The organism is Janthinobacterium sp. Mn2066 (assembly GCF_049319705.1).
Classification (GTDB): domain Bacteria; phylum Pseudomonadota; class Gammaproteobacteria; order Burkholderiales; family Burkholderiaceae_D; genus Janthinobacterium.
In genome coordinates, this window is sequence record NZ_JBMOUF010000009.1 from 135,801 (window position 1) to 162,384 (window position 26,584).

Below are 26,584 nucleotides of genomic sequence, written 5' to 3' on the forward strand. Positions count from 1 at the left end.
CAAGTAATTTTGCAAATAAATCAACAACCGTAGCGCTTATTTGACGGACGTTGGCGGGACGATAGGCGCAGTCTGGGCTGCGATATGCGCTTGCAGGCAAGCCGGGCACCAGCAGCCGATAGCGGTGCTGCCCGGCACGGGAACGGCTGGCGGCAAGGCCATGCACCAGCATGCGCCAATGCTGCCAGGATCAGTCTGGCCGCAATGAAAAGGGACGCCGCAAAGAGTGCACAGACTCATGATAAGTAATGAATTGATAACTGTGTGACGCGCGGAGTCAAAAGATGACGCAAATGTAAGGAGCAGTAAAAAGGCTGGCTGGGAAGCATATCGGTCCAGACTATAGGATGCTCAGGGAAAATACAACAAGATCGTCCTATAATGCCTCCAAGATTTTCTTCTTCCCTGTAAAATCTCACAAATCTATTTTCCGGACTCGCCATGAATCAACTTGCTAACTTGAACCTGGACATGAATGACGACTTGACGGCGGTTGCGCCGCAAATCAAGGCGCAGATTCTGGCCGAGGCCCTGCCCTACATCCGTAATTTCCACGGCAAGACCATCGTCATCAAATACGGCGGCAACGCCATGACCGACGAACGCCTGAAACACGGCTTCGCGCGCGACGTGATCCTGCTCAAGCTGGTCGGCATGAACCCGGTAGTGGTGCACGGCGGCGGACCGCAGATCGACAACGCGCTGAAAAAAATCGGCAAGCAAGGCAGCTTCGTGCAAGGCATGCGCATCACCGACGAAGAAACCATGGAAGTGGTGGAGTGGGTGCTGGGCGGCGAAGTCCAGCAAGACATCGTCATGCTGATCAACCATTACGGCGGCCAGGCAGTCGGCCTGACCGGCAAGGATGGCGGCCTGATCCGCGCGCGCAAGATGCAGATGCCGGACCGCGAACATCCGGGCGAATTCCTCGACATCGGTTTCGTGGGCGAGATCGACGCGATCAACCCGGCCGTCGTCAAGGCGCTGCAGGACGACGCCTTCATTCCCATCATCTCGCCGATCGGTTTTGGCCAGGACGGCCAGGCCTACAACATCAACGCCGACGTTGTCGCGGGCAAGATCGCGGAAATCCTGAAAGCCGAAAAGCTGATCATGATGACCAACATCGCCGGTGTGCAGGACAAGCAGGGCAATCTGGTGACCGACCTGTCGGCGCGCGAGATCGATGAAATGTTCGCAGACGGGACGATTTCGGGCGGCATGCTGCCAAAAATCTCGTCGGCACTCGATGCCGCCAAGTCCGGCGTGAACACCGTGCACATCATCGATGGCCGCATTGAACACTCATTATTGCTGGAAGTGTTGACCGAACAGGCTTTTGGCACTATGATCCGTTCGCACTAAAAAAATAAACTCGGCGCGATGTCTGCAGCGCCGATTTTTTTGCCCTTGTAGCTCAGTGGTAGAGCACTCCCTTGGTAAGGGAGAGGCCACGTGTTCAATCCACGTCAAGGGCACCAACTTTATCTCCCCGCAGCTGAAAAAATGTCCATGGCGGCGTTGTACTGCCTCGCCGTACATGCGTACTGTCTTCGGCAGTACGCCTTGCCCTGAACATTTCTCCATCTGCTGCGTCGTTTATTCTCCTCTAAAAACTGTCCATGGCGGCCTTGCATCGCCTCGCCGTACATGCGTACTGTCTTCGGCAGTACGCCTTGCCCTGAACAGTTTTCCATCTGCTCTGCTATCCGATAGCCAGCGTCTACTCTGGCTTCTGTCTTGCTCTCCCTGTTTAATACACCCGCTCCACCTTCAAACCACGCTGGCGCAGCAAATCCGGGACGCTATTGTCGCCCACCAGGTGCATCACGCCGATGGCGGCCAGGCTGTTCTTTTCACGGGCCAGCAGTTTGGCGATGCCGTCGGCCAGGGTGGGGTTGCGGCCCTCCAGCAAGACTTTTTGCATGAACTGGGCGCCGTAGCTGGGGTCGGCGGCCATTTCGTGCGCCAGGCGCTCGAAGGCTGCCTTGTCGGCCGTGCGCCAGGCTGATGCCAGTTCGCGCGCTTCCTGCTTTTCATTCTCGTCGTTGATCGACGTAATGCCGTCTTCCAGGAAGCGGCACTGCTGGTCGGGCGTCATGGCGCCGAACAGCGCCAGCTGGCTTTCCGTCGATTCCAGTTCCACCACGGGGATCTTGCGCAGCTTGGCCTGCTGCGACAGATAATTATCGACCGCCAGTTCCGAGCTGTAGCCCAGGCTGGCAAACTCGCCGATCGCCAGCATGCTGGCCAGCATCCACGGTTTCATCGGCGCCACCGCCTCAACAGGCATGCCGTATTTTTGCAACAGCGGCGTCAAACGGGGCATCAGCGCCTGGCGGCAGACATATTTTGATTCCTCGCCCGGCGCCAGCATGCCATATTTGAGCACGGCAGCGACGGTGGCCTTCTGGTCGCCGGCGATATCGACTTCCACTGCCAGCGCGCCGGCATTCTGCAAGGCCTGCGTCACTTGTGGCTCAAGCGGAAAAAAATCGGGCGCGCCGACATGGATGGTGCCAAACAAATACAGGGTATGGCTGGCGTCCTGCACCTTGAACAGGGCGCCCCGGTTTTGCGCCACTGGCGGCGCCTCGGCAAAGGCTGCCGGCAAAGGCAGCAAGAATAATCCGCAGAACATCACTATAATCTGGCGTCGCATGGTTTTCCTGATCGTTGATTTTTTATTCACTAACAAAGACTCTCGTGCCTCTGCCTCATCTTAACCGCTCGTCGCCTGTCTGGCTGTTTGACCTCGACAACACCTTGCACAATGCGTCGCACGCCATCTTCCCCACCATCACGGCCAATATGAATACCTATATTGCGCGCGTGCTGGGCGATGGCGTAACGCCGGCAGGCGACGCCGAAGTCAATGCAGCGCGCGCCGCGTACTGGCGCCGCTATGGCGCCACCTTGCTGGGCATGGTCAAGCATCACCAGGTGCAGGCCGCGCATTTTTTGCACGAAACGCACACCTTCGACGATTTGACCGCCATGATACGTGCGGAACGGGGATTGGGGACTTTACTCAGGCGCCTGCCTGGCCGTAAAATTTTACTGACCAACGCGCCGCAACGTTATTCACGCGACGTGATGCGCCATCTGGGCCTGCACCTGCATTTTTCACAGCATATCGCCATCGAGGCGATGCATGTGCACCGCCAGCTGCGGCCCAAGCCATCGACCCTGATGCTGCGCAAACTGATGCGCAAGCACCACATCCGGCCCGGCAGCTGCATCCTGGTGGAAGATACCCTGGCTAACCTGAAGGGCGCAAAGAAAATCGGCCTGCGCACGGCCTGGGTCACGCAATACCTGAAAATGGCCGATCCGATCGGTGCGGCGAGATTGCCAAAAGCGTTAAATCGCCCCGCTTACGTCGATGTCAAAGTAAAATCTGTCCGGCATTTGGTACGCCGCCTTCATCGCCTGCGTTGAAGCAGATATGCTCCGCTCCGGCTGACGCCGGAAACCGGGCCGCTAGCGGCGGTTAAACGTATCTGTCTCAAGGCAGCATTTTTTTTTAACTACAAGAGAAAACATGGCAAGTACACCGCCGGGCCAACGCAGGCTACAAATTCTTCAGGCCCTCGCCGCAATGCTGGAGCAGCCGAAAGGCGAAAAGATCACCACAGCCGCACTGGCCGCCAGACTGGCCGTATCGGAAGCGGCCCTGTACCGTCATTTCGCCAGCAAGGCGCAAATGTTCGAAGGGCTGATCGAATTCATCGAATCGAGCGTGTTTGGCCTGATCAACCAGATCGCGGAAAAGCATAGCGACGGCATGACGCAAACGCGCGACATCGTCGGCATGCTGCTCAACTTCTCCACCAGCAATCCGGGCATGACGCGCGTGCTGATCGGCGATGCGCTGGTCAATGAAGACGAACGCCTGCAAGTGCGCATGAACCAGTTCTACGACCGCGTGGAACTGGCGCTCAAGCAGTCCTTGCGCGTGGCCGCGGCCGAAGGCCATGGCAAGGAAAGCGAAGTGGTGGCGCGCGCCACCATGATGGTCAGTTTCGTCATCGGCCGCTGGCACCGCTATGCCAAGAGCGGCTTCAAGATCCAGCCCTCCCAGGAAGCGGCGCTGCAAATCGCCATGCTGCTGGGCTAACCCGCCCTGACAGCTGTTTCCATGCACCCCGACTGTTTCGCCCTGCTCGACGACGCCAGCGCCCCCGGCGCCGGCTCGCGCCTCTACACGGGCCTGGTGGAAGTGCTGCGCTGCGAGACCGCCGATGCGTGGCCGGCGCTGCTGGAAAAAATGCAGGCAGCGCTGGCGCGTGGTGATTATGCCGTCAGCGTGTGCAGCTATGAACTGGGGGCGCATCTGCTGGACATGCCAGCACGCCCGGCGGCGCCGGAAGCCCCTCCGCTGGCGCAGATACTGGTGTTTGAACACTGCCAGCAGCTGTCGCAGGACGACGTGGCGCAGTGGCTGGCAGAGCACGCGCCGGTAGACGATGCGCCGGCCGGTATCGCCGGTATCAGCGCCAATGTCGGCCAGGCCGAATTCACGCGCGCACTGAGCCGCATCCACGACTACATCGCCGCCGGCGACACCTACCAGGTCAACTACACCTACCGCTTGCGCTTCGACGCCTTCGGTTCGCCGCTGGCCCTGTATGCGCGGCTGCGCGCGCGCCAGCCGGTGCCGTATGGCGCGCTGCTGCTGCTGCCCGATGGCGGCGCGCTGCTGTCGCTGTCGCCCGAACTGTTCGTGCGCCATGCGCAGGGCGCATTGACGGCACGGCCCATGAAGGGCACGGCGCCGGCCGCACCGGCCGAACAGGTCGAAGAAAATGCGCGCCGCGCGCAGGCGCTGTCGCTGGACCCGAAGAACCGCGCCGAAAACCTGATGATCGTCGACCTGCTGCGCAACGACATCGGGCGTATCGCGGCCACCGGCACCGTCAGCGTGCCGGCCCTGTTCGAGGTCAAGCGCTACAGCAGCGTGCTGCAAATGACCTCCACCGTGCAGGCCCGCCTGCGCGAAGACGCCAGCCTGGCAGACATCTTCCAGGCGCTCTACCCGTGCGGTTCGATCACGGGCGCGCCCAAGCGGCGCACCATGGAAATCATCGCCGAACTGGAACCGGCGCCGCGCGGTATCTACACGGGCGCCATCGGCTGGTTCGACCCGCCCACCGTGGCTGGCCAGGTAGGCGACTTTTGCCTGTCGGTGCCGATCCGCACGCTGGCCCTGCAAGCGCCGGGGGGCGATGGTGTCCAGCGCGGCGAAATGGGCGTGGGCGCCGGTATCGTCTACGACAGCGATGCAGAGGATGAATATGCGGAATGCCAGCTCAAGGCGCGCTTTTTGACGGGCTTGGTCAACGAATTCGAACTGTTTGAAACCTTGCACGCCAGCCGTGTCGGTGGCTGCCGCCAGCAAGAGCGTCATCTGTCCCGCCTGGCGACATCCGCCGCCTATTTCGGCTTTCAATGGGACGGCAACGCCGCCCGCGCCGCCCTGCAGGAAGCATGTGCAGCGCGCCCTGACGATGCGCCGTTCCGCCTGCGCCTGGCGCTGCGCCACGATGGCAGGTTCACGGTGCAAAGCGGTGCGCTGCTGCCGTTGCCAGCAATCGTGAAAGTCATGCTGGCAACCGAGCCCACGACGGCGGATGACCTGTTCCTGCGCCACAAGAGCAGCGTGCGCACGCGCTATGACGCCGCCTGGCGCACGGCCGAGGTGCAAGGCTGCTTCGACATGCTGTTCTTTAACGAGCGCGATGAATTGACGGAGGGCGGGCGCAGCAATGTGTTCGTCAAGCTGGAGGGCCGCTGGCATACGCCGCCCCTGTCCTGCGGCCTGCTGCCCGGCGTACAGCGCGCCGCCATGCTGGCCGACCCGGCCTGGGATGCGCGGGAAACCGTCATCACGCGGACCATGCTGGCCGAAGCGGAAGCCATCGTCGTCTGCAATGCCTTGCGCGGCGCGATGGCCGCGCAGCTGTTTGGCTAGGCGTCCACGCGCATCTCGTAACCGCCGTAGATCATCCGCTTGCCATCGAACGGCATCTTGGCCGGGTCCATCATCTCGGCCATGCGCGGGTCTTTCATGACCTTGTCGTTGATGTCATCGCGTTTGGCGCGCGATTCGTAGATGATCCAGGAAAACACCACCACTTCGCCATCCTGCAAATCCACCGCCTGCGGGAACGAAGTCCACTTGCCCGGCTTGACATCGTCGCCCACGCATTCGCGAAATTCCAGCGCGCCCAGTTCACGCCAGATGGCGCCGCAGGTGCGCGACATGGCCAGATAGGCGTCAAGCTTGGCTTTGGGTACGGGTACAACAAATCCATCGACATACGCCATGATGATCTCCTCGACTGTTGTTGTTAAAGAAGCAGAACAGACAGCTTAGGACAGCGATAGCAATACAACAAGCACGGCAACGAAATAAAATAAAAGAAGCAGGCCAGCGGCCTGCTTGCATGGTGCAATACTGCTTACATCGCCAGCGCTTTTTCTACCGCACCCACCAGTTTCTTGTCGTCCGGCGTGACCTTGCTGGGGAAGCTCTCGACCACTTTACCGTTGCGATCGATCAGGTATTTATGGAAGTTCCAGGCCGGGGCCTTGCCCGTCAGCTTGATCAATTCCGCGTACAGCGGGTTCGGATTCGGGCCGGACACCACCGATTTCGAGAACATGGGGAATTTCACGCCATAGGTGTTGTAGCAGAAATCGGCGATTTCCTTGCTGCTGCCCGGCTCCTGCTTGCCGAAGTCATTCGATGGGAAACCCAGCACCACCAGGCCCTTGCTGCCGTACTTGGCATACATCGCCTCCAGGCCTTCGTACTGGTTAGTAAAACCACAATAGCTGGCGGTATTGACGACCAGCACGACCTTGCCCGCGTACTGGCACAGGTTTTGCGGCGCTTCATCCTGCAGGCGGTTGAAGGTCTGCTTGAGGATGGCAGGGCAGGCGGCCGGCGCTGCGACGGCTGGCGCAGCCGTTGCAGGCTGGGCGGCGGAAGCGGAAACGGCCATCGTCGCGCCCGCGCACAAGGCGGTCAAAGCGAACAGCTGGGCAAAGGTCTTGGACATGCGGGCACCATGAATAAAAGAATATCATTCTATGCCAAACACCGTCGATGCGTGCAGGACGGCGGGTGCCGTAGCAGCCCAACTGCGCCTTGAGCGACATCAAGCCATATTCAATACTTGCCTAAAGGATTGCTTTTTTGCTTATGCTCGACCCTCAAGCCTGTTTTCACCCCTCACGTGGAGAGTCCCATGACCAAGCACTACCCTGCTGCCCTACGCACCACCGGCCTGCTGGCCATCAGCCTTGCCTTGCTGGCGCAATGGCCCCGGCCGGCCATCGCGGCCACCACAAAAACTGCGGCGGCCAGCACGGGCAATGTCATCGCCCTGCCCGCCTACCAGGCCGACCTGAGCCAGACATCCGTTTCCGGCCTGTCGTCGGGCGCCTTCATGGCGGCGCAGTTTGCCGTCGCCTACTCCGGCACGGTGGTCGGCGCGGGCATCGTGGCCGGCGGTCCGTTTTATTGTTCCGGCGCGCCCAGCATCGGCCTGTACACGCCATTCCTGATCAACGCCACCACCACCTGCATGAATCCGGGCGCAAACAATGTCTCGCCGCCGGTGTCGAGCACCCTGTGGAAAATCACGCAAGATATCGCGCTCGCCGGCGCCATCGACCCCACCAGCAACCTGGCGCGGCAAAAAGTGTATCTCTTCAGCGGCACCCAGGACAACACCGTGACCACCGCCGTGGTCGACCAGACGCGCGCCTTTTACCAGTTGGCGGGTACGCCGGACAGCCAGATCCAATATGTCACCAGCGTCGGTGCCGGCCACGCCATCATCACCGACAGCAAGCAAGACACGGCTTGCCCGCTGACCGAATCACCGTACATCAATAATTGCAATATTGACCAGGCCAAGGACATCCTGACGCAAATCTATGGCCCGCTCAATCCCCCGGCCACCAGCTTGAGCGGCAAGATCATCGCCTTCAATCAGGCCAGCTTCATCAAGGGGCTCAATAGTCCGCTGTCGAGCATGAGCCGCACCGCCTACGCCTATGTGCCGCAAGCATGCAATAGCCAAAGCTGCAAAGTGCATGTGGCCTTCCATGGCTGCCAGCAAGGCGCGGAAACCATCGGCAACCTGTTCTATGCCCACACCGGCTATAACGAAGTGGCCGATACCAACAAGATCATCGTGCTGTATCCGCAAGCCAATGCCAGCCTGGCGCCCGCCTACAATCCCAAAGGCTGCTGGGACTTCTGGGGCTACACCAGCTACAACCAGCTGATGCCGGATTTCTATGCCAAGAGCAGCGTGCAAATGGCGGCGGTCAAGGGCATGCTTGACCGCCTTGCCGCCGCGCGCGGCACACGGCTATCCGTCAAAAGCACAGCCAGGAAATAATCAGATGCCACCCATGCAGATGTACTTGATGACCAGATAATCATCCATGCCGTAGGTCGACCCTTCGCGGCCCAGGCCCGATTGCTTGACGCCGCCGAAGGGCGCGACCTCGTTGGAAATCAAACCCGTGTTGACGCCGACCATGCCCGTTTCCAGGCCTTCGGCCACGCGCCAGACACGGCCGATATCGCGCGAATAGAAATACGAGGCCAGGCCGAATTCCGTGTTGTTGGCCAGGGCGACGGCTTCATCGTCGGTCTTGAAGCGGAATAGCGGCGCCAGCGGGCCGAAGATTTCTTCGGTCGCCACGCGCATGTCGTTCGTCATGTCGGCAATCACGGTCGGCTCGAAAAAGCTGTGGCCCAGCGCATGGCGCTTGCCGCCCGCCAGCAAACGGCCGCCCTTGGCCAGCGCGTCGGCCACATAAGCTTCCACCTTTTGCACCGCCTTGTCGTCGATCAGCGGGCCTTGCGTGGTGCCCGCCTCCGCGCCATTGCCGACCTTCAGCTTGCCGACAGCCGCCACCAGTTTTTCGGCGAACGCTTCGTACACGCCGTCCTGCACATAGATGCGGTTGGCGCAGATGCAGGTCTGGCCCACGTTGCGGTATTTCGAGGCCATCACGCCTTCGATGGCAGCGTCCAGGTCGGCATCGTCGAACACGATGAAGGCCGCATTGCCACCCAGTTCCAGCGACAGTTTTTTCACCGTCGGCGCCGATTGCTCCATCAGCAAACGGCCGACCTGGGTCGAGCCCGTAAACGTCAGCTTGCGTACGATGGGGTTGGAGGTCATCTCGCCACCGATCTCTTTCGGTGCACCGGTGACGATGCTGAACACACCGGCCGGCACGCCTGCGCGCTCGGCCAGCACGGCCAGCGCCAGCGCCGAAAACGGCGTCGATTCCGCCGGTTTCAAGACCATCGGGCAGCCAGCGGCCAGGGCCGGGCCAACTTTGCGGGTGATCATCGCAGAAGGGAAATTCCAGGGCGTGATGGCGGCACACACGCCGATCGGCTCCTTGGTGACGATGATGCGGCGGTCCGCCCACGGCGACTGCAAGGTGTCGCCCGCAATGCGCTTGGCTTCCTCGGCGAACCATTCGATGAAGGCCGAACCGAACTGGATTTCGCCCTTGGCTTCGGCCAGCGGCTTGCCCTGCTCGGTCGTCATGATCAACGCCAGGTCATCGCTGTTTTCCACGATCAGGTCATACCAGCGGCGCAGCACGGCCGCGCGCTCCTTGGCGCTCTTCTTGCGCCAGGCTGGCCAGGCGGCATTGGCCGCTTCGATCGCGCGGCGCGTCTCGGCGGCGCCCATCAGGGGCACGCTGCCGATGGTCTCGCCAGTGGCAGGATTGGTGACGTCAAACGTCTGGCCGCTGTCGGCATCCACCCAGGCGCCATTCAGGTACGCCTGCTGGCGCAGCAAGGAAGAATCGTTCAATTGCAGCATATACATCTCCGGTCTGTTTACACATTGACGGGGGATACTATGCCACAGCCCACCTGATCCTGCAGGCCTCCGACACGGCTACTCCACCTTGAACGAGGACAGTTTTGCATCGGGTGGCGGATACGCCAACTTCATGCCCTGCAAGGTTTCCAGCAGCAGGGTCGCCACCGCCAGGTTGCGCTGGGTCTTGGAGTTCGATGGCACCACATACCACGGCGCGTGGCCGGCATCGGTCTCGCGGATTGCCGTTTCATACGCGCGCTGGTAGGCGTCCCACTTCTTGCGCTGGGCGATATCGTTGGGATCGAATTTCCACTGGCGGTCGGGATCGTCGAGCCGCTCCTGCAGCCGTTCGCGCTGCTCCTCTTTCGAGATATGCAAGAAGATTTTCAGGATGACGGTGCCCGTGTCGCTCAGCATCCGCTCGAAATCGCGGATATGCCCATAGCGACGCTGGCATTCCGGCTTGTCGATCATGTCCTGCACGCTCGTGATCAGCACATCTTCATAATGGCTGCGATTAAAAATGGCGATCTCGCCCTTGACCGGCACATGCTGGTGCACGCGCCACAGATAGTCGTGCGCCAGCTCGATATCGGTCGGCCCCTTGAACGCCACGGCGCGTATGCCCATCGGATTGATGTTGGCAAAAATCGATTTCACCGTGCCATCCTTGCCCGAGGTATCCATGCCCTGCAGGACCAGCAGCACCTTCTTCTTGCGCTGCGCGTACAGCATGCTCTGGTACTCGGCGATCTGCGCCGTCAGCGCCACCGTTTCCTCGCGGTCCAGCGCCTTGCACTGGGCCGATGTCAGCTTCTTGTTGGCGGCCTTGGTGGCGGCGCCCAGCAGGCGCTTGCCCGCGAAATCTTCACTCAGCTCGAAGTCTTTATGGGCGCGGAACAGGGTGCGCGCCTTCATGCCGCCACCGCCAGCTTGCGGTGCTCGATTTTTGTGCAGTGATCCATCACTACCGCCAGCCCCGCCGCGCGCGCCAGCGCCGCTGCTTCGTCATTGATGACGTCCAGCTGCAGCCACAAGCAACCCGCTTTCACGGCGATGGCTTCCTCGGCGATGGGCACGATATCGGCCGATTTGCGGAAGCAATCGACGATATCGATGCGTGCGGGCGCCACGGCATCAGCGGCCTCGCTCAGGCTGGCGTAGGCGCGCTGGCCCAGCACCTCTTTACCGGCCAGGGCCGGATTGACGGGCAGTACGCGGTAGCCATGGTCGATCAGGTAGGCGGCCACTTCGTGGCTGGCGCGTTCCGGTTTGTCGGACATGCCGACGATGGCGATGATGCGGCTGACTTGCAGGATGCGGGCGATGTTGGACATGATGTGATCAAAAAAAAGCGTGCGACATTGCCCGGCTAGCGTAGCAGATTATGGCAGCGTGCTGCGCACCTTCTCCATCGCTGCGACAAAGGCCCTGGCCCGCGCCTCGACGGCCGCGAAATCGCCGCTGGCGCCCGGCCCGCTCAAGCTGCTGCCGATGCCGACGACCAGCGCGCCGCTGGCAAACCACTCGCCCAGGTTATCCACCGTCACGCCGCCGGTCGGCATCAGCGGCGCATGCGGCAGCGGCGCACCCAGCGCCTTGATATAGGCCGGGCCAAACATCTCGGCCGGGAAGATCTTGATGATGTCGGCGCCCGCTTCGAGCGCGGTGACGATTTCCGTCGGCGTCATCACGCCGGGCATCGCCAGCACCTGGTAGCGCTGGCATAGACGGATGGTGTCGACATTGAGGCCCGGTGAAATGATGAACTGGGCGCCCGCCAGGATCGCCAGCCGGGCCGTTTCCGGATCGAGCACGGTGCCGGCGCCCAGCAGTACCCCGTCGCCATGGCGCTGGCGCAGCGTCCTGATGACGTCCAGCGTGCCGGGCGTGGTGAACGCCACTTCCAGCGCGGTGATGCCGCCGGCGATGCAGGCTTCGGCAATGCCCAGCGCGATATCGGCACTGCCGGCGCGCACGATGCCGACCATGCGCCGCTGCACGATACCCTGGAAGATGGCGTGTTTTAACATGGCGGGTCTCTCTCTTTCTAACGATGTCAGTGCAGCTGTCAATGCGATTCGCGCGGCACGGCCGAACCACGGCAGCCGACCAGGAAATCGAGGTCGGCGCCCTCGTCGGCCTGCGTCACGTGCTTGATGTACATGGCCTGGTAGCCGCCGCGCATGGCCGGTTCCGGCGCGCTCCACTGCTGCTTGCGGCGCGCCAGCTCCTCGTCGCTGACGTCCAGGTGCAGACGCCGCCCATGCACGTCCAGTTCGATCATGTCGCCATCGCGCACCAGCGCCAGCGGACCGCCCATCGCCGCCTCCGGCGCCACGTGCAGCACCACGGTGCCGTAGGCGGTGCCGCTCATGCGCGCATCCGAAATGCGCACCATGTCGCTCACGCCCAGCGCCAGCAGTTTTTTCGGCAGCCCCATATTGCCCACTTCGGCCATGCCGGGATAGCCTTTCGGGCCGCAGTTTTGCAGCACCATCACGCAGCTGGCGTCGATATCGAGCTCAAGGTCGTCAATGCGCTCCTTGTAATGCTCGATGCTGTTGAACACCACCGCGCGGCCGCGATGCTGCATCAGTGCCGGCGAGGCGGCGGACGGCTTGATGATGGCGCCGCGCGGCGACAGGTTGCCGCGCAAGACAGCGATGCCGCCCTCGTCCTTGAAAGGCTGCAGCAAGGGCGTAATCACCTCGGGATTGTGGTTTTCAGCGTCGGCCACGTTGACCGCCACGCTGGCGCCGGTGACGGTCAGCGCCTCGCCATGCAGCTTGCCCAGCAAGTCGCGCATGATCACCGGCAAACCACCGGCATAATAAAAATCTTCCATCAGGTATTGGCCCGATGGCATCAGGTTCAGCAGGCAAGGCACGTCGCGCCCCAGCCGGTCCCAGTCGGCCAGGCTCAGGTCAACGCCAATGCGCCCGGCGATCGCCAACAGATGCACCACCGCGTTGGTCGAGCCGCCGATGGCGCCATTGACCATGATGGCGTTTTCAAACGCTTGCCTGGTCAGCACCTGCGACAGCTTTAAATCTTCATGCACCATGCCGACCACGCGCCGTCCCGTCAGCTGCGCCTGCAGCTTGCGCCGCGCATCGACCGCCGGAATGGCCGCGTTGCCGGGCAAGGTCACGCCCAGCGCTTCGACCATGCTGGCCATGGTGGACGCCGTCCCCATCGTCATGCAATGGCCGGTCGAGCGCGACATGCACGATTCGGCTTGCTTGAACTGCTCCAGGGTCATGCGGCCGGCCCGTACATCTTCCGAAAATTTCCACACATCGGTGCCGGAACCTATCGGCTTGCCACGGTAATTGCCATTCAACATAGGCCCGCCGGACAGCACGATGGTGGGCAGATCCACGCTGGCCGCGCCCATCAGCAAGGCGGGCGTGGTCTTGTCGCAGCCGGTCAGCAGCACTACGCCATCGATGGGATTACCGCGTATCGATTCTTCGACATCCATGCTGGCCAGGTTACGGAACAGCATGGCGGTCGGCCGCAAATTCGATTCACCGAGCGACATGGCCGGAAATTCGACGGGAAAACCGCCCGCTTCCAGCACGCCGCGCTTGACGCATTCGGCCAGCTCGCGGAAATGGCCATTGCAAGGCGTCAGTTCCGACCAGGTATTGCAGATGCCGATCACGGGCCGGCCATCAAAGGAATCGCTGGGATAACCCTGGTTCTTCATCCAGCTGCGGTGGATAAAACTGTCTTTGTCATCGCCGCCGAACCAGGCGTGCGAACGGAGCGGGCGTTTGGCTGTGGTCATGATGTCTCTGTATTTTTAGTGGGGAGGCAGGCCGCGCTCACGGGCGATCAGCATGGCGCCATAGCCAGCCATGCCGGCTTGCTGTTCGTCGCTGACGACGATGCGCTTGCCATAGAAAAAACCGTTTTCTTCGATCAGCAGGGCCAGTGCCTGGCGCAGCATGGGTTTGCCGGTAATGACGATGGGCGTATCGGGCCGCATCTGGATCGCGCTGCTATTTTTCAATGCCAGCAAGTCGCCGCTCAGTACTGCGCCGAGCAGGAAATTGGCGCGCTCATTGCGCTCGACATCGGTGAACTGGCCCAGGGTGCGCACGCTGAAACAGGCCCGCGCCAGCCCCGTCTTTTGTGCGGCGGCAGCGCCAGCGAGCACCATCTGTGGCGCCAGTTCGTGCGCAAAACCTGCTTCCAGGGTTGGGCTGATCAGGGTGTGCTGGGTGATCGCCTGCAGCAGTTCGCCCGCCAGCGTAGTGGCGCAGCCGGCGATGCGGCCTTGCTCGTCCACGCTGACCAGCTTGGTATGCGAACCGGGCATGATCAGCATGGCGCGCCCCGTCAATTGCAAGCGGTCGAGCAGGCCGATGGTTTCGCTTTCCTCGCCGCGCATCATGTCCATCGCTTCGAGATTGTGCAAACCGACGCTGCCCGTCTGGTTGCGCACGCCGGGCACCAGCCACAGCGGCTGTAAAAACACTTCCGGCATCCGCAGTTGCACCATCCCCTGCGCCAGCTGTTCGATGCCGGCCGGTGCGGGTACATGGGACACTTCCAGCAAGCCCAAAGCGGAGGTGATCATGCCGGACGCCAGCGCCAGGGTCACCTGGGCCGGCTCGACGCCGGCTTGCGCCAGCGCGCCGGCGATGGTGTCGCGCACCGCCTGCTTCAAGGCATATTTATTGCCGGCGATGGCGTTGTCGCGCACGCCCACTTCGACCTGGGCCTGGGCTACCAGCCTGCCATCGGTCCATAGCGAACTGCGGGTATTGGTGGTGCCGGCATCGATGGTGACGATATGCATGAGTGTCAGTATTGAAAGTGGGCGGCAGGCCAAAAAACAGCTATCAAAGGAGCAAGAAGTCTCATGGTAAAGGGGCGACTAATATCTTACCAATCAATTATTCATGGATTTCGATATCGATTTTGATATGAGATCCTGCTACTATTTGTGGCATGGACACGCCCAACCCGAACTGGTTTTTAAAGGCCCGCCTGAAAACGCGGCAACTCTTGCTGCTCATCGCACTCGACGAGCAACGCAATATCCACCGCGCCGCCGACGAGTTGAACATGACGCAGCCGGCCGCGTCGAAACAGTTGAAAGACCTGGAAGACATGCTCGGCGTCGAGCTGTTCGACCGCCTGCCGCGCGGCATGCGCCCGACCATTTATGGCGAAACCATGATCCGCCACGCGCGCATGGCGCTGACCAGCCTGTCGCTGGCACATGACGATATCGTGGCGCTGAAAGCGGGCCTGTCCGGCCAGGTCGATGTCGGCATCATCATGGCGCCCAGCATGTCGCTGATGCCGCGGGCGATTTCCCGCGTCAAGCAAAACGCCCCCTTGCTGCGCATCGGCGTGCAGATGGAAACGAGCAACATCCTGCTGGAACGCTTGCGGCGCGGCAGCCTGGACTTCATGGTCGGCCGCATCCTCGAAGAACAGCCCGATGCCGACCTGCAGTACGAAGAACTGGCCGAAGAGCCGGTGTGCGCGGTGGCGCGCGTCGGCCATCCGCTGGCCAGCGCGCACGGCCTGGATTTGCAGGCCATCGCCGGCGCTGCGTGGATCCTGCCGCCGCCAGGCAGCGTGCTGCGCCACCGCTGCGACATGATGTTCCGTGGCGCCGGCTTGCCGCCTCCCGTCAATGTGGTCGACACCACCGCCCTGCTGCTGACCACCGCGCTGCTGCAGCACACCGACAGCCTGCACGTGATGCCGGTCGAAGTGGCGCGCTATTACGTATCGCTCAATATCCTCAGCATCCTGCCGATCGAACTGCCCTGCCGCATGGACGCCTTCGGCATCATCACGCGTCGCAGCCATTTATTGTCGCCCGGCGCGAAGGTAATGCTCGACGCAATCCGCGTGGCCGCCAAGGAAATCTACTAGCTCCAGCCCGCGTCGACGATAAACTCCTGGGCCGTGCACATGGCGCTGTCGTCGGCCGCCAGGAACAGCACCATGGCCGCAATATGGTCGGGCATCAGCTTGCCCGGCAGGCACTGGTTTTTGGCGATCTCGATTTCAGCCGCCTCGTCCACCCACAGGTCGAGCTGGCGTTGCGTCATGACCCAGCCCGGCGTGACGGTATTGACGCGGATATTATGCTGGCCCAGGTCGCGCGCCAGGCCGCGCGTCAAGCCCACCACCGCCGCTTTCGAGGCCGCATAGGCCGGGTAGCCGCCGCCCTTGATATGCCATGAAATCGAACTGAGATTGATGATGGCGCCGCCGCCCTTGCGCTTCATCCCGGCCAGCACCGACTGGCAAGTGAAAAACATGGGCCGCTGGTTGATCGCCACGCGCTCGTTCCAGTCATCGACGGTGACGTCTTCCAGCCGGTGGCGCTGGTCGTTGGCGGCATTGTTGACCAGCACATCGAAGTCGCCCAGCGCCTGCGCCAATTCGGCCATCACGCGCTGCAGATCGGCGATATCGGTGATGTCGCAGTGGCGAAACAGCGGCACGGGCAAGCCGGCCGCCTGCAGCCGTTCGCACAGGGCGATGCTGGCCTCCCTGGCGATATCGACAAACGCCACGCGCGCGCCCTGTGCCGCAAAATTGGCGACCAGTGCTTCGCCGATACCGCTGCCGCCGCCGGTGATGAATACGTTTTTTCCACGCAAGCTGCCGTAGCTGCTGATATTGGCCATGCTGTCTCCTGTTTTCATTTTTTGTTCAGTATGCCATCGCGGTGGCGCCAGCCCTGCAGCACCTGCTCACAAGGCGATCACCGCGCTAGTGGCATCGGCCTGCACGGCCAGCGTGTTGCGCAAGGCCGGGCCAAAGGCCGGAACCTCGATTTCATAGGTATCACCGGCCTCCACGGCAATACCATCGGCAAAACTCAGGGTCGCGGTGCCAAAGAAATGGATGTGCACGTCGCCGGGACGGCGAAACAGCGGATACTTGAAATGGTGGTATTCCAGGTTGGCGATGCTGTGCGACATATTCTGTTCGCCGCTCAGGAACGGTTTTTCCCAGCGCAGTGCACCTTGTTTGTCATAGATGCGCGAGATGCCGGCCACGTGGTACGGCAGGTCGCCGACCAGCAGCGCGGGCCCCAGGCCGCAGGCGCGCAATTTGGAATGGGCCAGGTACAGATAATTCTGCCGCTCGGTGATATGGTCGGAAAACTCGTTGCCAATGGCGTAGCCGGCGCGGTAGGGCTGGCCATCGTCGCCGATCACATACAGGCCGGCGATTTCCGGCTCTTCACCGCCGTCGAGCGAAAAGGCGGGCATGGCCAAAGCCTGGCCGCTGGCCTGGACGATGCTGCCATCGCCCTTGTAAAACCATTCCGGCTGCACGCCGCGCTGGCCGGCCGGCGGCTTGCCGCCTTCCACGCCCAGGCGGAACATCTGCATGCTGTCGCTCAGCGCAGCCGCATCGCCGCCGATTTTCTGGTGCATGGCGTCGCGCGTATCGGCGCTGCCCAGATGGGTCAGGCCGGTGCCGGTGACATGGCAATGGGCGTCGTCGGGATGGTCCAGCGGAGTGAGCACGCCGCCAGCGGCAGCGATTTCTTCAAAACGGTAACGTGCCTGGCCCAGCAAGGCGGTTGCCAGTTTTTCCAGGCCCGTGTTGGCGGCGATGGCGGCGCACACCAGCGCATAGGTGGTGTCATGGCCATCGAGGACGCGAATCTGTTCCTGTTCCAGTACGCCGACTCTGCGCCGGCCTTGCGGGTCGATGAATTGAACGAGCAGCATAGTGAGTCCTTAATGCGAATGTTTGGGTACGGCAGCGCCGCGCTGGCCGACCAGGAAATCGAAGTCGCAGCCTTCATCGGCTTGCAGCACGCGTTCGATATACAGCTGCTGGTAGCCGTTCTGGAATGGCATGGCCGGCGGCACCGGGCGTGCCGCCATGCGGCTGACCAGTTCGTCATCGCTGATGTCGAGGTTCAAAATACCGCCATCGCAATCGAGGCTGATGTAGTCGCCGTCGCGCACGATGGCCAGCGGGCCGCCGGCGGCCGCTTCCGGCGCCACGTGCAGCACCACCGTGCCGTAGGCCGTGCCGCTCATGCGCGCATCCGAAATGCGCACCATGTCCTTGACGCCCTGCGCCAGCAGCTTGGGCGGCAGCCCCATATTGCCCACTTCGGCCATGCCGGGATACCCCTTGGGACCGCAATTTTTCATCACCAGCACCGAGCTGGCGTCGACCTCGAGCTCGGGGTCCATGATCCGCTGCTTGTAGTGATCGAAATCTTCGAACACCACGGCCCGGCCCCGGTGCTGCATCAGTTCCGGCGAGGCGGCCGATGGTTTCAGCACGGCGCCGCGCGGCGCCAGGTTGCCGCGCAAGATGCAGATACCCCCATCGGCGATCAGAGGCTGCTCCAGCCTGCGGATAACTTCATCGTTATACACAGGCGCATCGAGACAGTTGTCCCACAGCGTCTTGCCATTGACGGTCAGCGCATCCTGGTGCGGCAGCAGGCCAGCTTCACCCAGGCGGCGTATCACGCCCGGCAAGCCGCCCGCATAATAAAATTCCTCCATCAGGAAGCGGCCCGACGGCAGCATGTCGACAATCGTCGGCGTGCCCTTGCCAATACGGGTCCAGTCTTCCAGTTCCAGCGGCACGCCGATGCGCCCGGCAATCGCCTTCAAATGGATCACTGCATTGGTCGAGCCGCCGATGGCCGCGTTGACGCGGATGGCGTTTTCAAACGCCGCACGCGTCAGCACCTTCGACAGTCGCAAGTCTTCCCACACCATTTCCACGATGCGGATGCCCGACATATGGGCCAGGATGTAGCGCCGCGAATCGACGGCCGGAATCGCCGCATTGTGCGGCAGCGAAGTGCCCAGCGCCTCGGCCATGCAGGCCATGGTCGACGCCGTGCCCATGGTGTTGCAGGTGCCGGCCGAGCGCGACATGCCCGATTCGGCCGCCATGAACTGGTGCATGGTGATGGAACCCGCCTTGACGGCTTCGTGCAACTGCCACACGGCCGTGCCGGAGCCGATGTCCTTGCCGTCGAGCTTGCCGTTCAACATCGGCCCGCCGGACACCACGATGGTCGGGATGTCGCAGCTGGCGGCGCCCATCAGCAGCGCCGGCGTGGTCTTGTCGCAGCCCACCAGCAGCACTACCGCATCCATGGGGTTGCCGCGGATCGACTCCTCGACATCCATGGAAGCGAGGTTACGGGTCAGCATTGCGGTCGGCCGCAGATTCGATTCGCCGTTGGAAAACACGGGAAACTCGACCGGAAAACCGCCCGCTTCCAGGATGCCCCGCTTGACGTGTTCGGCCAGCTTGCGGAAGTGTCCATTGCACGGCGTCAGTTCGGACCAGGTATTGCAAATGCCGATGATCGGTTTGCCCTGGAATTCATGGTCGGGAATGCCCTGGTTCTTCATCCAGCTGCGGTACATGAAACCGTTCTTGTCCTGCGTGCCAAACCACTGTGCCGAACGCAGCTCGATTTTTTTCTTTTCGGACATGCTGATGCTTCCTTTGCTATTTGATGCTGCGCAACGTCAAAACCACTGCGACGGGATGGCAAGAATATAAAGTGTCTATTGATATCTTTCTAATCAATTTTTATTGGTATTTGATATTCAATCCGATATCAATATGAGGACTTTTAGACCTGAAAACGTCCATGGCGTGTACGCTGGGACTGTTATGGCCGGGATTACCGCGCCGATATCCGTTTCGATATCTGATAACGTTTAAAAGTCATTAGAAAGATATCTGTGGACAATTTAGTATCAGCCATCGCGTGGCATGACGAATCCCGATAGAGGACGCGACAGACAGCAGCATCCAAACCAACAATCAGAGAAGGTGGAGACCTGAAATGAAAACAACCATGAAAATGCTGATCGGCAGCCTGGTATTGGCCGGCATGGCAATCGCACCGCTGGCCAGCGCCGCCGACAAGGGCGCGATCGGCATTTCAATGCCGACCAAATCGTCGATGCGCTGGATCGCCGACGGCGACAATATGGTCAAGGTATTCAAGGAACGCGGCTACAAGACCGACCTGCAATTCGCCGACGACGATATCCCGAACCAGCTGGCGCAAGTGGAAAACATGATCACCAAGGGCGCCAAGGTGCTGGTGATCGCCGCGATCGATGGCACCACCCTCTCTGACGTACTGAAAAAAGCATCCGACAAGGGCATCAAGGTGATTTCCTATGACCGCCTGATACGCGGCACGCCGAACATCGATTATTACGCCACCTTCGACAACTTCCAGGTCGGCGTGCTGCAGGCCGGCTACATCGAAAGCGCGCTGCACCTGAAGGAAGGCAAGGGTCCGTTCAATATCGAATTGTTCGGCGGTTCGGCCGACGACAACAATGCCCACTTCTTTTACAACGGCGCCATGTCGGTGCTGAAACCGTATATCGACAAGGGCAAGCTGGTGGTGCGCTCGAAGCAGATGGGCATGGACAAGGTGGCCACCTTGCGCTGGGATGGCGCGGTGGCGCAGGCCCGCATGGATAATCTGCTGAGCGCCTATTACGGCAATGCCCGCGTCGATGCGGTGCTGTCGCCGTACGACGGTCTGAGCATCGGGATTCTGTCGTCACTGAAAGGCGTCGGCTATGGCACGCCGCAACAGCCCTTCCCCATCGTGACGGGCCAGGATGCGGAAATCCCCTCGGTCAAATCGATCATCCGTGGCGAACAGGCATCGACCGTCTTCAAAGATACGCGCGAGCTGGCGAAAGTGACGGCCAATATGGTCGACGCCATGTTGAGCGGCAAAACGCCGGCCGTCAACGACACCAAGACCTATAACAATGGCGTCAAGGTGGTGCCTTCCTATCTGCTCAAGCCGGTCATCGTCGACAAGGCGAACTGGAAGCAGGTTCTGGTCACTGGCAGCGGTTATTACACCGAAGCGCAAGTCAAATAAAAATACAGCGACAGACTGCAGCAAGGTGGGGCGTCATCGCTGATGCCCCACCTTGCCAGAGAGGTTTATATGACGAACACGATCCTGGAAATGCGCGGGATACGCAAGACGTTTCCGGGGGTGGTTGCGCTCGACAACGTCAATCTGCGGGTGCGCAGCGGCGAGATCCACGCCATCGTTGGCGAGAATGGCGCCGGCAAATCCACCCTGATGAAAGTGCTGAGCGGCGTGTATGGCCACGGCAGCTATAGCGGCGACATCGATTACCAGGGCCAGACCCGGCAATTTCGCGGCATCAAGGATAGCGAGGAAATCGGCATCATCATCATCCACCAGGAACTGGCGCTGGTGCCGCTGCTGTCGATCGCCGAGAATATCTTCCTTGGCAACGAGCCAGCCAAGAACGGCGTCATCGACTGGGAGTACGCGCAAGCGAAGACCCGCGAACTGCTGCACAAGGTCGGCTTGAAGGAGTCGCCCGACACGCTGGTCAACAAACTGGGCGTCGGCAAGCAGCAATTGATTGAAATCGCCAAGGCGCTATGCAAGGACGTCAAGCTGCTGATCCTCGACGAGCCGACCGCCAGCCTGAACGAAAACGACAGCGACGCGCTGCTGACCCTGTTGCTGGGCCTGAAGCAGCAAGGCATCGCGTCTATCCTGATTTCACACAAGCTCAATGAAATCTCGCGCGTGGCCGATGCGATTACAGTGCTGCGCGACGGTAATACCGTGGACAGTTTCGATTGCCGCGCAGAGCAGGTCAGCGAAGACCGCATTATCGAGAAAATGGTCGGGCGCGAAATGGCCGACCGCTATCCACCGCGCACGCCCGTCATCGGCGACACCATTTTCGAGGTGCGCGACTGGCGCGTGTTCCACCCGGAGCATGCGGAGCGCGCCGTCATCAAGGGCATCAATCTGCAGGCAAAAAAAGGCGAAGTCATCGGCATCGCCGGCTTGATGGGTTCTGGCCGCACCGAACTGGCGATGAGTATTTTCGGCCGCTCTTACGGCCAGCGCATCAGCGGCACGGTATTAAAAAACGGCGTGGAAATCGATGTCAGCTCGATCGGCAAGGCGATCGCGCACGGCCTGGCCTACGTTACGGAAGACCGCAAGGGACTGGGCCTGATCCTGGAAGAAGACATCAAGAAAAACACCAGCCTGGCCAACCTGGGCGCCGTGTCGAAACACCTGGTGATCGACGAGGCGCGCGAGTTTGGCGTGGCCGAAGAGTTCCGCCGCAAGCTGAAAATCCGCTGCTCCAGCATCCTGCAGAAAGTCGTCAACCTGTCTGGCGGCAACCAGCAGAAAGTGGTGCTGGCCAAGTGGCTGTTTTCGCGGCCCGACATCCTGATCCTCGACGAACCAAGCCGCGGCATCGATGTCGGCGCCAAGTATGAAATCTACAGCATCATCAACGAGCTGGCGGCCGAGGGCAAATGCATCGTCATGATTTCATCGGAAATGCCGGAATTGCTGGGCATGTGCGACCGGATTTACGTCATGAATGAAGGCAGGTTCGCCGCCGAACTGAGCGCGGCCGAAGCGACGCAGGAAAAAATCATGCGCGCCATCGTTACACACGGAGACAATCAGAATGAACACTAAAATCGCCAGCGCGCCGATCACGCCCGCGCCCGAAGCAGCGGCGCCCGCGCGCAACTATGCCGGCTTCTTGAAAAATAATATGCGCGACTACGGCATGCTGCTGTCGTTGATCGTCATCATGGGCTTTTTCGAGTACATGACCGGCGGCACCTTGATGCAGCCCCTGAACCTGACCAACCTGGTGCTGCAAAACAGCTATATCGTCATCATGGCGCTGGGTATGCTGATGGTGATCGTGGCCGGCCATATCGATTTGTCGGTCGGTTCCGTGGTCGGCTTCGTCGGCGCGCTGGCGGCGGTCCTGATCGTCAACTACGACATGAATTTTGTCGCCGCCAGCGTGATCTGCCTGGTCGCCGGCGCCATCATCGGCGGCGCGCAAGGGTATTTCATCGCCTTCTTCAGGATCCCCTCCTTCATCGTTACCCTGGCTGGCATGCTGGTGTTCAAGGGCTTGACGCTGGCACTGCTGGCGGGCCAGTCGGTCGGTCCCTTCCCGCCCGGCTTTCAGATGCTCAGTTCCGGCTTTTTACCGGACCCGTTCGGCGGCGATAACTTGCGTGGCCTGTCGCTGCTGCTGGGCGTGGCCGCTGCCGCTGCGCTGATCTTCACGTCGCTGCGCAGCCGCGCCAAGCAGCTGCGGCATGGCATGGAAAACGAACCGCGTGCTTTTTTCCTGCTCAAGAATGGCGTGTTTGCTGGCGTGATGGTGTATTTCAGTTATCTGCTGGCCTCCTACCGCGGTTTTCCGAATGTGCTGGCCGTGATGTCGGTGCTGATCGTCGCCTACACCTTTGTTACCAACCGCACCGTATTGGGACGCCGCGTATATGCCGTCGGCGGTAATGAAAAAGCGGCGCGCCTGTCCGGCATCAAAACGGAGCGGGTCAGCTTCTACACCTTCGTCAACATGGGCATGCTGGCCGCACTGGCCGGCCTGATCTTCGCTGCCCGCCTGAATACCGCCACGCCGAAAGCGGGCACCGGTTTCGAACTGGACGTGATCGCCGCCTGCTTTATCGGCGGCGCCTCGGCGTCAGGCGGCGTCGGAAAGGTGATGGGCGCGGTGATTGGCGCCTTCATCATGGGCGTGATGAACAACGGTATGTCCATCATGGGCATCGGCATCGACTACCAGCAAGTGATCAAGGGCCTGGTCTTGCTGGCGGCCGTGTTTGTCGATGTGATCAACAAAAACAAATAGGCGCGGGGCCTATAGCAATGCGGTGCCAAAGCGCACCTCCGGCAAACCGCGCAGACCAGGCAGGCGCGCGTGGAACAGGCCACCGGCCAGCGGTTCGGCCAGCAACTGGGCCGGGGTCAGGTTTTCCTGCGCCGTGGTGATGAACAATTCATCATACTGCGCTCCCCCCAGGCTCACGCAGCTGGGCTGCGACACGGGCAGCCCGACGCTGCGCTCGACGCTGCCATCGAGTGCAAAACGCACCACGCGGCCCGCCCCCCACTGCGCGCTCCACAGCTGGTCGTGCGCATCGATGGTGGCGCCATCGGCCGCACCGGGACCCGCATCGAGCACGGCAAACACGCGCACCCGGCTGGCGTCGCCGCCCAGGTAATCGTCCCAGCGGTAAATCGCCTTTTTCATCGAATCGCAAAAATACATGGCCGTGCCATCGACGCTGAAACAGATGCTGTTCGAGATGGCGACGGGCGGCAGCGGCAATCGCTCCAGGCTCAGGTCCAGGTTCAGGCGGTAAAAGCTGCCGATCGCTTCGCGGCAAGGACGTTCATCCAGCGTACCGAAGACAAAGCGTCCCTGGCGGTCACAGCGGCCATCGTTCAGGCGCGTCATGGGTAGATCGGCCTCCACCGCGCGCAAGGGCGTCACGAGCCCGCTATGCAGCTGGAACCATGCCAGCCGCGAAGCCAGTCCCAGCAGCAGCACGTCGTCGTTGTCGGTCAGCGCAAAACAGGCCAGCCGTTCAGGCATATCCCACTGCTGGCGCTCGCCCGTCGCCAGCACCAGCGCATGCAGGCGGCAGCCTTCGATATTGGTCCAGAATACGCGGCCGCTGCGTTCGCACCAGCGCACGCCCTCGCCCAGGATGTTATGCGCATCGACCAGCAATTCGGCCTGTGTTTCCATCATGTCTCCTTGTTGATTGTTTGATTGACGCCCAGCGCATCGATATCGGCCACGCCCAGGCGGTAGACCAGCATCTGCCGCGCCATCTGGCCAGGCAGTATGTCCAGCGCCAGCGGCGCCAGGCAAAAGCGGCTGGCACCGGTCAGCACATGCAGCTGCTGTCCGCCCGTAAAAAAACGCAGCACCCGGCCCGATGCCGGATCGGTCACCGTCGCCGCTTCGCGTAAAGCACCGCTGCCGGCCAGGCAAAATATGTGGTCAAAACCGTCATGGCAGCTTGCACCGGGCCAGGCCAGCCGGGCCGCAATGGGCGCGGGCTGGCGAAAATCAAAGGCGCTGCCCGCCACGTCGCGCGGTTCGCTTGCTGCCGCCCTGTTGGAATAATAATGGCTGGCGGCCAGGCGCAGCACATGGTCGCCCACACTGCTCTGCTGGCCACGCAGATTGAACGCGGGAACTGGCAAAGTGATGCGCGCCAAGGTGTCGGCCGTGACCTCGCCATCGATATGCAGGCTGCCGTCATCGTCCAGGCGATAGTGCAGGCGCGCAGCGACACCCTCTTGCAGCAGGCTCAGTGACAGGCTGGCCTCCGTCAACGCATCGCATTGCCAGCCAGCCGGCGACGATGGCCGCACGGTTGCCGCCAGCACGTCGGCCATGCGGCCATAGCGGTCAGGCGCCCACCACGACAGCAGGCTGGCGTCATGCGCGCGGACGGCCACGCGCATGCCGCGCCCGTTGCGCAAGGTGTGGCTCAGATCCGCCTCCGCCTGCATCATGCAACCGGCCCAGGGGCAGGCGCAAGCCGGCTGCGCTGCTGGAATTCGCGCGGGGTGCAACCGAGTTCGCGCTTGAACACGGCGTGCATGTACTGCACCGTGGTAAAGCCGCAGCGCACCGCCACTTCGGCTACCTGGCCCGGTTCACGCACCAGCAGGGTCTTGGCCGCATCGAGCTTGAAGTGCAGGATTTCATCGTGCACGCTGCGTCCCAGCTCATGGCGGAAATGCGCTTCCAGCGAAGAGCGCGACACGCCCACGTAATCGGCCACCTGCTCCGTCTTGATGCCCTGGCAGGCGTACTGGCGGATGAAGTGACGCGCCTGCATCACCTGCGGATGCTGGAACGGTTGATGGCGCGTGGAGGCCAGCACGTTCAAACCGGCCGGCGGCACCAGGATGCGCGTGCCGGACAGGCGCGCGCCATTGAGCATCTGGTGCAGCAGATGGGCGGCCGTGCGGCCCATTTCCTCGGTGCCCTGGATCACGGAACTCAAGGGGATGCGCGTGAGCATGCGCGCCAGCGGATCATTGTCGATGCCGATCAGGGCCACCTGTTCCGGCACGGCGATCCCCGCATGCATGCACGCCTGCAGCAGCTGGCGCGCGCGCGCATCGCTGACCGCGATGATGCCGACCGGTTTTTCCAGGCTGTTCAACCAGGCGATCTGCTGTTCCACCGCCTCGTCCCACGAGGGTGCGCTGGTGGCCAGGCCGCGGTACACATCGGCGCGCATGTGGTCGCGCTGCATCAGTGCGCAAAACGCCGTTTCGCGCTCCTGCGCCCAGCGGTTGACCGCCGCTTCGGGCAGGCTGAAACAGGCAAAACGCGTGAGGCCCGCTTCCACCAGGTGGTCATAGGCCAGCTTGACGATCTTGAAATTATCGGTGGCCACGTAGGGAATACCCACGGGGTAGTCTTCCTCGCGCGCATATGAGCCGCCCACCGCCACCACCGGCACATGGCTGTGCGCCAGCGCCGCGCAGACGGCAGGATCGTCGAAATCGGCAATGATGCCATCGCCCTGCCAGCGCTCGATGCCCGGCAGGCGGCAGCGGAAATCCTCTTCCAGGAACAAATCCCACGACACGCGCGTGGTGTTCAGGTAAGCCGCGATGCCCGCGATGATGTCGCGGTCGTAGACCTTGTTCCCGTTAAACAGCAGCGCAATCCGATGCGCGGTCGGCATCTTCATGGTGTCTCCTCCATGTGGCGGCAAGGACGTATTTTCGTCCCTCGCCGCACGGCGTAGTCTGGCCTTTTCGGAATTCCAAAAACCGTAGCGAGCGGTCCAAT

25 protein-coding genes and 1 tRNA gene are annotated in these 26,584 nt (G+C 61.6%); 10 read left to right on the plus strand and 16 right to left on the minus strand.

The genetic code is table 11. The features are described 5' to 3' along the window. Positions 1 to 36: 36 nt before the first annotated feature. The gene (locus ACL9RI_RS18750) at positions 37 to 240 is read right to left on the minus strand and encodes a cysteine-rich CWC family protein (protein WP_422728017.1); all 204 of its coding nucleotides are present in this window, start codon (positions 238 to 240) and stop codon (positions 37 to 39) included. A gap of 231 nt (positions 241 to 471) precedes the next feature. Here ACL9RI_RS18750 and argB point away from each other — a divergent pair, with 231 nt between their 5' ends. Further along, on the plus strand, positions 472 to 1,365 hold the full coding sequence (argB, locus tag ACL9RI_RS18755) for an acetylglutamate kinase (RefSeq protein WP_422728128.1): 894 nt from the start codon (positions 472 to 474) through the stop codon (positions 1,363 to 1,365). Positions 1,366 to 1,406: 41 nt separating this feature from the next. Then, positions 1,407 to 1,481: transfer RNA gene (locus tag ACL9RI_RS18760), tRNA-Thr, on the plus strand. A gap of 272 nt (positions 1,482 to 1,753) precedes the next feature. Here the strand turns inward: ACL9RI_RS18760 and ACL9RI_RS18765 are convergent. Further along, complete coding sequence (locus ACL9RI_RS18765) at positions 1,754 to 2,662, minus strand: TraB/GumN family protein (RefSeq protein WP_422728018.1); 909 nt, start codon at positions 2,660 to 2,662, stop codon at positions 1,754 to 1,756. A gap of 44 nt (positions 2,663 to 2,706) precedes the next feature. Here ACL9RI_RS18765 and ACL9RI_RS18770 point away from each other — a divergent pair, with 44 nt between their 5' ends. The 3 genes from ACL9RI_RS18770 to pabB all read left to right on the plus strand — a co-directional run bounded on the left by ACL9RI_RS18770 (position 2,707) and on the right by pabB (position 5,974). After that, entirely contained in the window at positions 2,707 to 3,441 is a 735-nt protein-coding gene (locus tag ACL9RI_RS18770) for a pyrimidine 5'-nucleotidase (RefSeq protein WP_422728019.1), read from the plus strand. Between the two features lie 103 nt (positions 3,442 to 3,544). Then, positions 3,545 to 4,120, plus strand: a complete 576-nt coding sequence (gene slmA, locus ACL9RI_RS18775) for a nucleoid occlusion factor SlmA (RefSeq protein ID WP_422728020.1) — start codon at positions 3,545 to 3,547, stop codon at positions 4,118 to 4,120. 21 nt (positions 4,121 to 4,141) lie between these two features. Beyond that, positions 4,142 to 5,974: an aminodeoxychorismate synthase component I gene (gene pabB / locus ACL9RI_RS18780; RefSeq protein WP_422728021.1), complete on the plus strand. Its 1,833-nt coding sequence runs from the start codon at positions 4,142 to 4,144 to the stop codon at positions 5,972 to 5,974. Here the strand turns inward: pabB and ACL9RI_RS18785 are convergent. Further along, positions 5,971 to 6,330: a DUF1428 domain-containing protein gene (locus ACL9RI_RS18785; RefSeq protein ID WP_422728022.1), complete on the minus strand. Its 360-nt coding sequence runs from the start codon at positions 6,328 to 6,330 to the stop codon at positions 5,971 to 5,973. The two genes, pabB and ACL9RI_RS18785, sit on opposite strands and share 4 nt — an antisense overlap. A gap of 134 nt (positions 6,331 to 6,464) precedes the next feature. Then, positions 6,465 to 7,067, minus strand: a complete 603-nt coding sequence (locus ACL9RI_RS18790; protein ID WP_422728023.1) for a glutathione peroxidase — start codon at positions 7,065 to 7,067, stop codon at positions 6,465 to 6,467. A 189-nt stretch (positions 7,068 to 7,256) separates the two neighbouring features. Here ACL9RI_RS18790 and ACL9RI_RS18795 point away from each other — a divergent pair, with 189 nt between their 5' ends. Continuing rightward, a complete protein-coding gene (locus tag ACL9RI_RS18795; protein WP_422728024.1) occupies positions 7,257 to 8,420 on the plus strand; it encodes a poly(3-hydroxybutyrate) depolymerase in 1,164 nt (387 codons plus the stop codon). Here the strand turns inward: ACL9RI_RS18795 and ACL9RI_RS18800 are convergent, their stop codons facing one another. The 6 genes from ACL9RI_RS18800 to ACL9RI_RS18825 form a co-directional block, all read right to left on the minus strand. Further along, positions 8,421 to 9,875, minus strand: a complete 1,455-nt coding sequence (locus tag ACL9RI_RS18800) for an NAD-dependent succinate-semialdehyde dehydrogenase (RefSeq protein WP_422728025.1) — start codon at positions 9,873 to 9,875, stop codon at positions 8,421 to 8,423. Between the two features lie 78 nt (positions 9,876 to 9,953). Further along, on the minus strand, positions 9,954 to 10,796 hold the full coding sequence (locus tag ACL9RI_RS18805) for a PPK2 family polyphosphate kinase (RefSeq protein ID WP_422728026.1): 843 nt from the start codon (positions 10,794 to 10,796) through the stop codon (positions 9,954 to 9,956). Beyond that, positions 10,793 to 11,215, minus strand: coding sequence for a CoA-binding protein (locus ACL9RI_RS18810; protein WP_422728027.1), 423 nt, complete (start codon positions 11,213 to 11,215; stop codon positions 10,793 to 10,795). The genes ACL9RI_RS18805 and ACL9RI_RS18810 overlap by 4 nt, the downstream gene beginning before the upstream one ends. A 48-nt stretch (positions 11,216 to 11,263) precedes the next feature. After that, positions 11,264 to 11,911, minus strand: a complete 648-nt coding sequence (locus tag ACL9RI_RS18815) for a bifunctional 2-keto-4-hydroxyglutarate aldolase/2-keto-3-deoxy-6-phosphogluconate aldolase (protein WP_422728028.1) — start codon at positions 11,909 to 11,911, stop codon at positions 11,264 to 11,266. A gap of 38 nt (positions 11,912 to 11,949) precedes the next feature. Beyond that, positions 11,950 to 13,674 carry an L-arabinonate dehydratase gene (araD, locus tag ACL9RI_RS18820; RefSeq protein ID WP_422728029.1) on the minus strand — a complete coding sequence of 575 codons (1,725 nt, stop codon included), beginning with the start codon at positions 13,672 to 13,674 and terminating at the stop codon, positions 11,950 to 11,952. A gap of 15 nt (positions 13,675 to 13,689) precedes the next feature. After that, positions 13,690 to 14,691: a 2-dehydro-3-deoxygalactonokinase gene (locus tag ACL9RI_RS18825; protein WP_422728030.1), complete on the minus strand. Its 1,002-nt coding sequence runs from the start codon at positions 14,689 to 14,691 to the stop codon at positions 13,690 to 13,692. A gap of 152 nt (positions 14,692 to 14,843) precedes the next feature. On the opposite strand from ACL9RI_RS18825, the gene ACL9RI_RS18830 reads away from it, so the two are divergent. After that, the gene (locus ACL9RI_RS18830) at positions 14,844 to 15,785 is read left to right on the plus strand and encodes a LysR family transcriptional regulator (RefSeq protein WP_422728031.1); all 942 of its coding nucleotides are present in this window, start codon (positions 14,844 to 14,846) and stop codon (positions 15,783 to 15,785) included. On the opposite strand, the gene ACL9RI_RS18835 is transcribed toward ACL9RI_RS18830, so the two are convergent. The 3 genes from ACL9RI_RS18835 to ACL9RI_RS18845 form a co-directional block, all read right to left on the minus strand. After that, complete coding sequence (locus ACL9RI_RS18835; RefSeq protein WP_422728032.1) at positions 15,782 to 16,549, minus strand: SDR family NAD(P)-dependent oxidoreductase; 768 nt, start codon at positions 16,547 to 16,549, stop codon at positions 15,782 to 15,784. The two genes, ACL9RI_RS18830 and ACL9RI_RS18835, sit on opposite strands and share 4 nt — an antisense overlap. A gap of 66 nt (positions 16,550 to 16,615) precedes the next feature. Next, complete coding sequence (araD1, locus tag ACL9RI_RS18840) at positions 16,616 to 17,608, minus strand: AraD1 family protein (protein WP_422728033.1); 993 nt, start codon at positions 17,606 to 17,608, stop codon at positions 16,616 to 16,618. A 9-nt stretch (positions 17,609 to 17,617) separates the two neighbouring features. Continuing rightward, positions 17,618 to 19,357 (minus strand): IlvD/Edd family dehydratase, encoded by a 1,740-nt coding sequence (locus tag ACL9RI_RS18845; RefSeq protein ID WP_422728034.1) that lies wholly within the window; start codon positions 19,355 to 19,357, stop codon positions 17,618 to 17,620. Positions 19,358 to 19,764: 407 nt separating this feature from the next. On the opposite strand from ACL9RI_RS18845, the gene chvE reads away from it, so the two are divergent. The 3 genes from chvE (at position 19,765) to mmsB (ending at position 23,605) form a co-directional block, all read left to right on the plus strand. After that, on the plus strand, positions 19,765 to 20,787 hold the full coding sequence (gene chvE, locus ACL9RI_RS18850) for a multiple monosaccharide ABC transporter substrate-binding protein (protein WP_422728129.1): 1,023 nt from the start codon (positions 19,765 to 19,767) through the stop codon (positions 20,785 to 20,787). A 69-nt stretch (positions 20,788 to 20,856) separates the two neighbouring features. Further along, entirely contained in the window at positions 20,857 to 22,401 is a 1,545-nt protein-coding gene (gene mmsA / locus ACL9RI_RS18855; RefSeq protein ID WP_422728035.1) for a multiple monosaccharide ABC transporter ATP-binding protein, read from the plus strand. Further along, positions 22,391 to 23,605 carry a multiple monosaccharide ABC transporter permease gene (mmsB, locus tag ACL9RI_RS18860; RefSeq protein ID WP_422728036.1) on the plus strand — a complete coding sequence of 405 codons (1,215 nt, stop codon included), beginning with the start codon at positions 22,391 to 22,393 and terminating at the stop codon, positions 23,603 to 23,605. The genes mmsA and mmsB overlap by 11 nt, the downstream gene beginning before the upstream one ends. Before the next feature lie 9 nt (positions 23,606 to 23,614). Here the strand turns inward: mmsB and ACL9RI_RS18865 are convergent, their stop codons facing one another. Genes ACL9RI_RS18865 through ACL9RI_RS18875 form a run of 3 tightly spaced genes read right to left on the minus strand, consistent with a single transcriptional unit; the run spans position 23,615 to position 26,483 of the window. Continuing rightward, the gene (locus ACL9RI_RS18865) at positions 23,615 to 24,508 is read right to left on the minus strand and encodes an SMP-30/gluconolactonase/LRE family protein (RefSeq protein ID WP_422728037.1); all 894 of its coding nucleotides are present in this window, start codon (positions 24,506 to 24,508) and stop codon (positions 23,615 to 23,617) included. Further along, positions 24,508 to 25,287: a hypothetical protein gene (locus tag ACL9RI_RS18870; RefSeq protein WP_422728038.1), complete on the minus strand. Its 780-nt coding sequence runs from the start codon at positions 25,285 to 25,287 to the stop codon at positions 24,508 to 24,510. Before ACL9RI_RS18870 ends, ACL9RI_RS18865 begins: the two co-directional genes overlap by 1 nt. Then, the gene (locus tag ACL9RI_RS18875) at positions 25,284 to 26,483 is read right to left on the minus strand and encodes a XylR family transcriptional regulator (RefSeq protein ID WP_422728039.1); all 1,200 of its coding nucleotides are present in this window, start codon (positions 26,481 to 26,483) and stop codon (positions 25,284 to 25,286) included. Before ACL9RI_RS18875 ends, ACL9RI_RS18870 begins: the two co-directional genes overlap by 4 nt. Between the last annotated feature and the right edge of the window lie 101 nt (positions 26,484 to 26,584).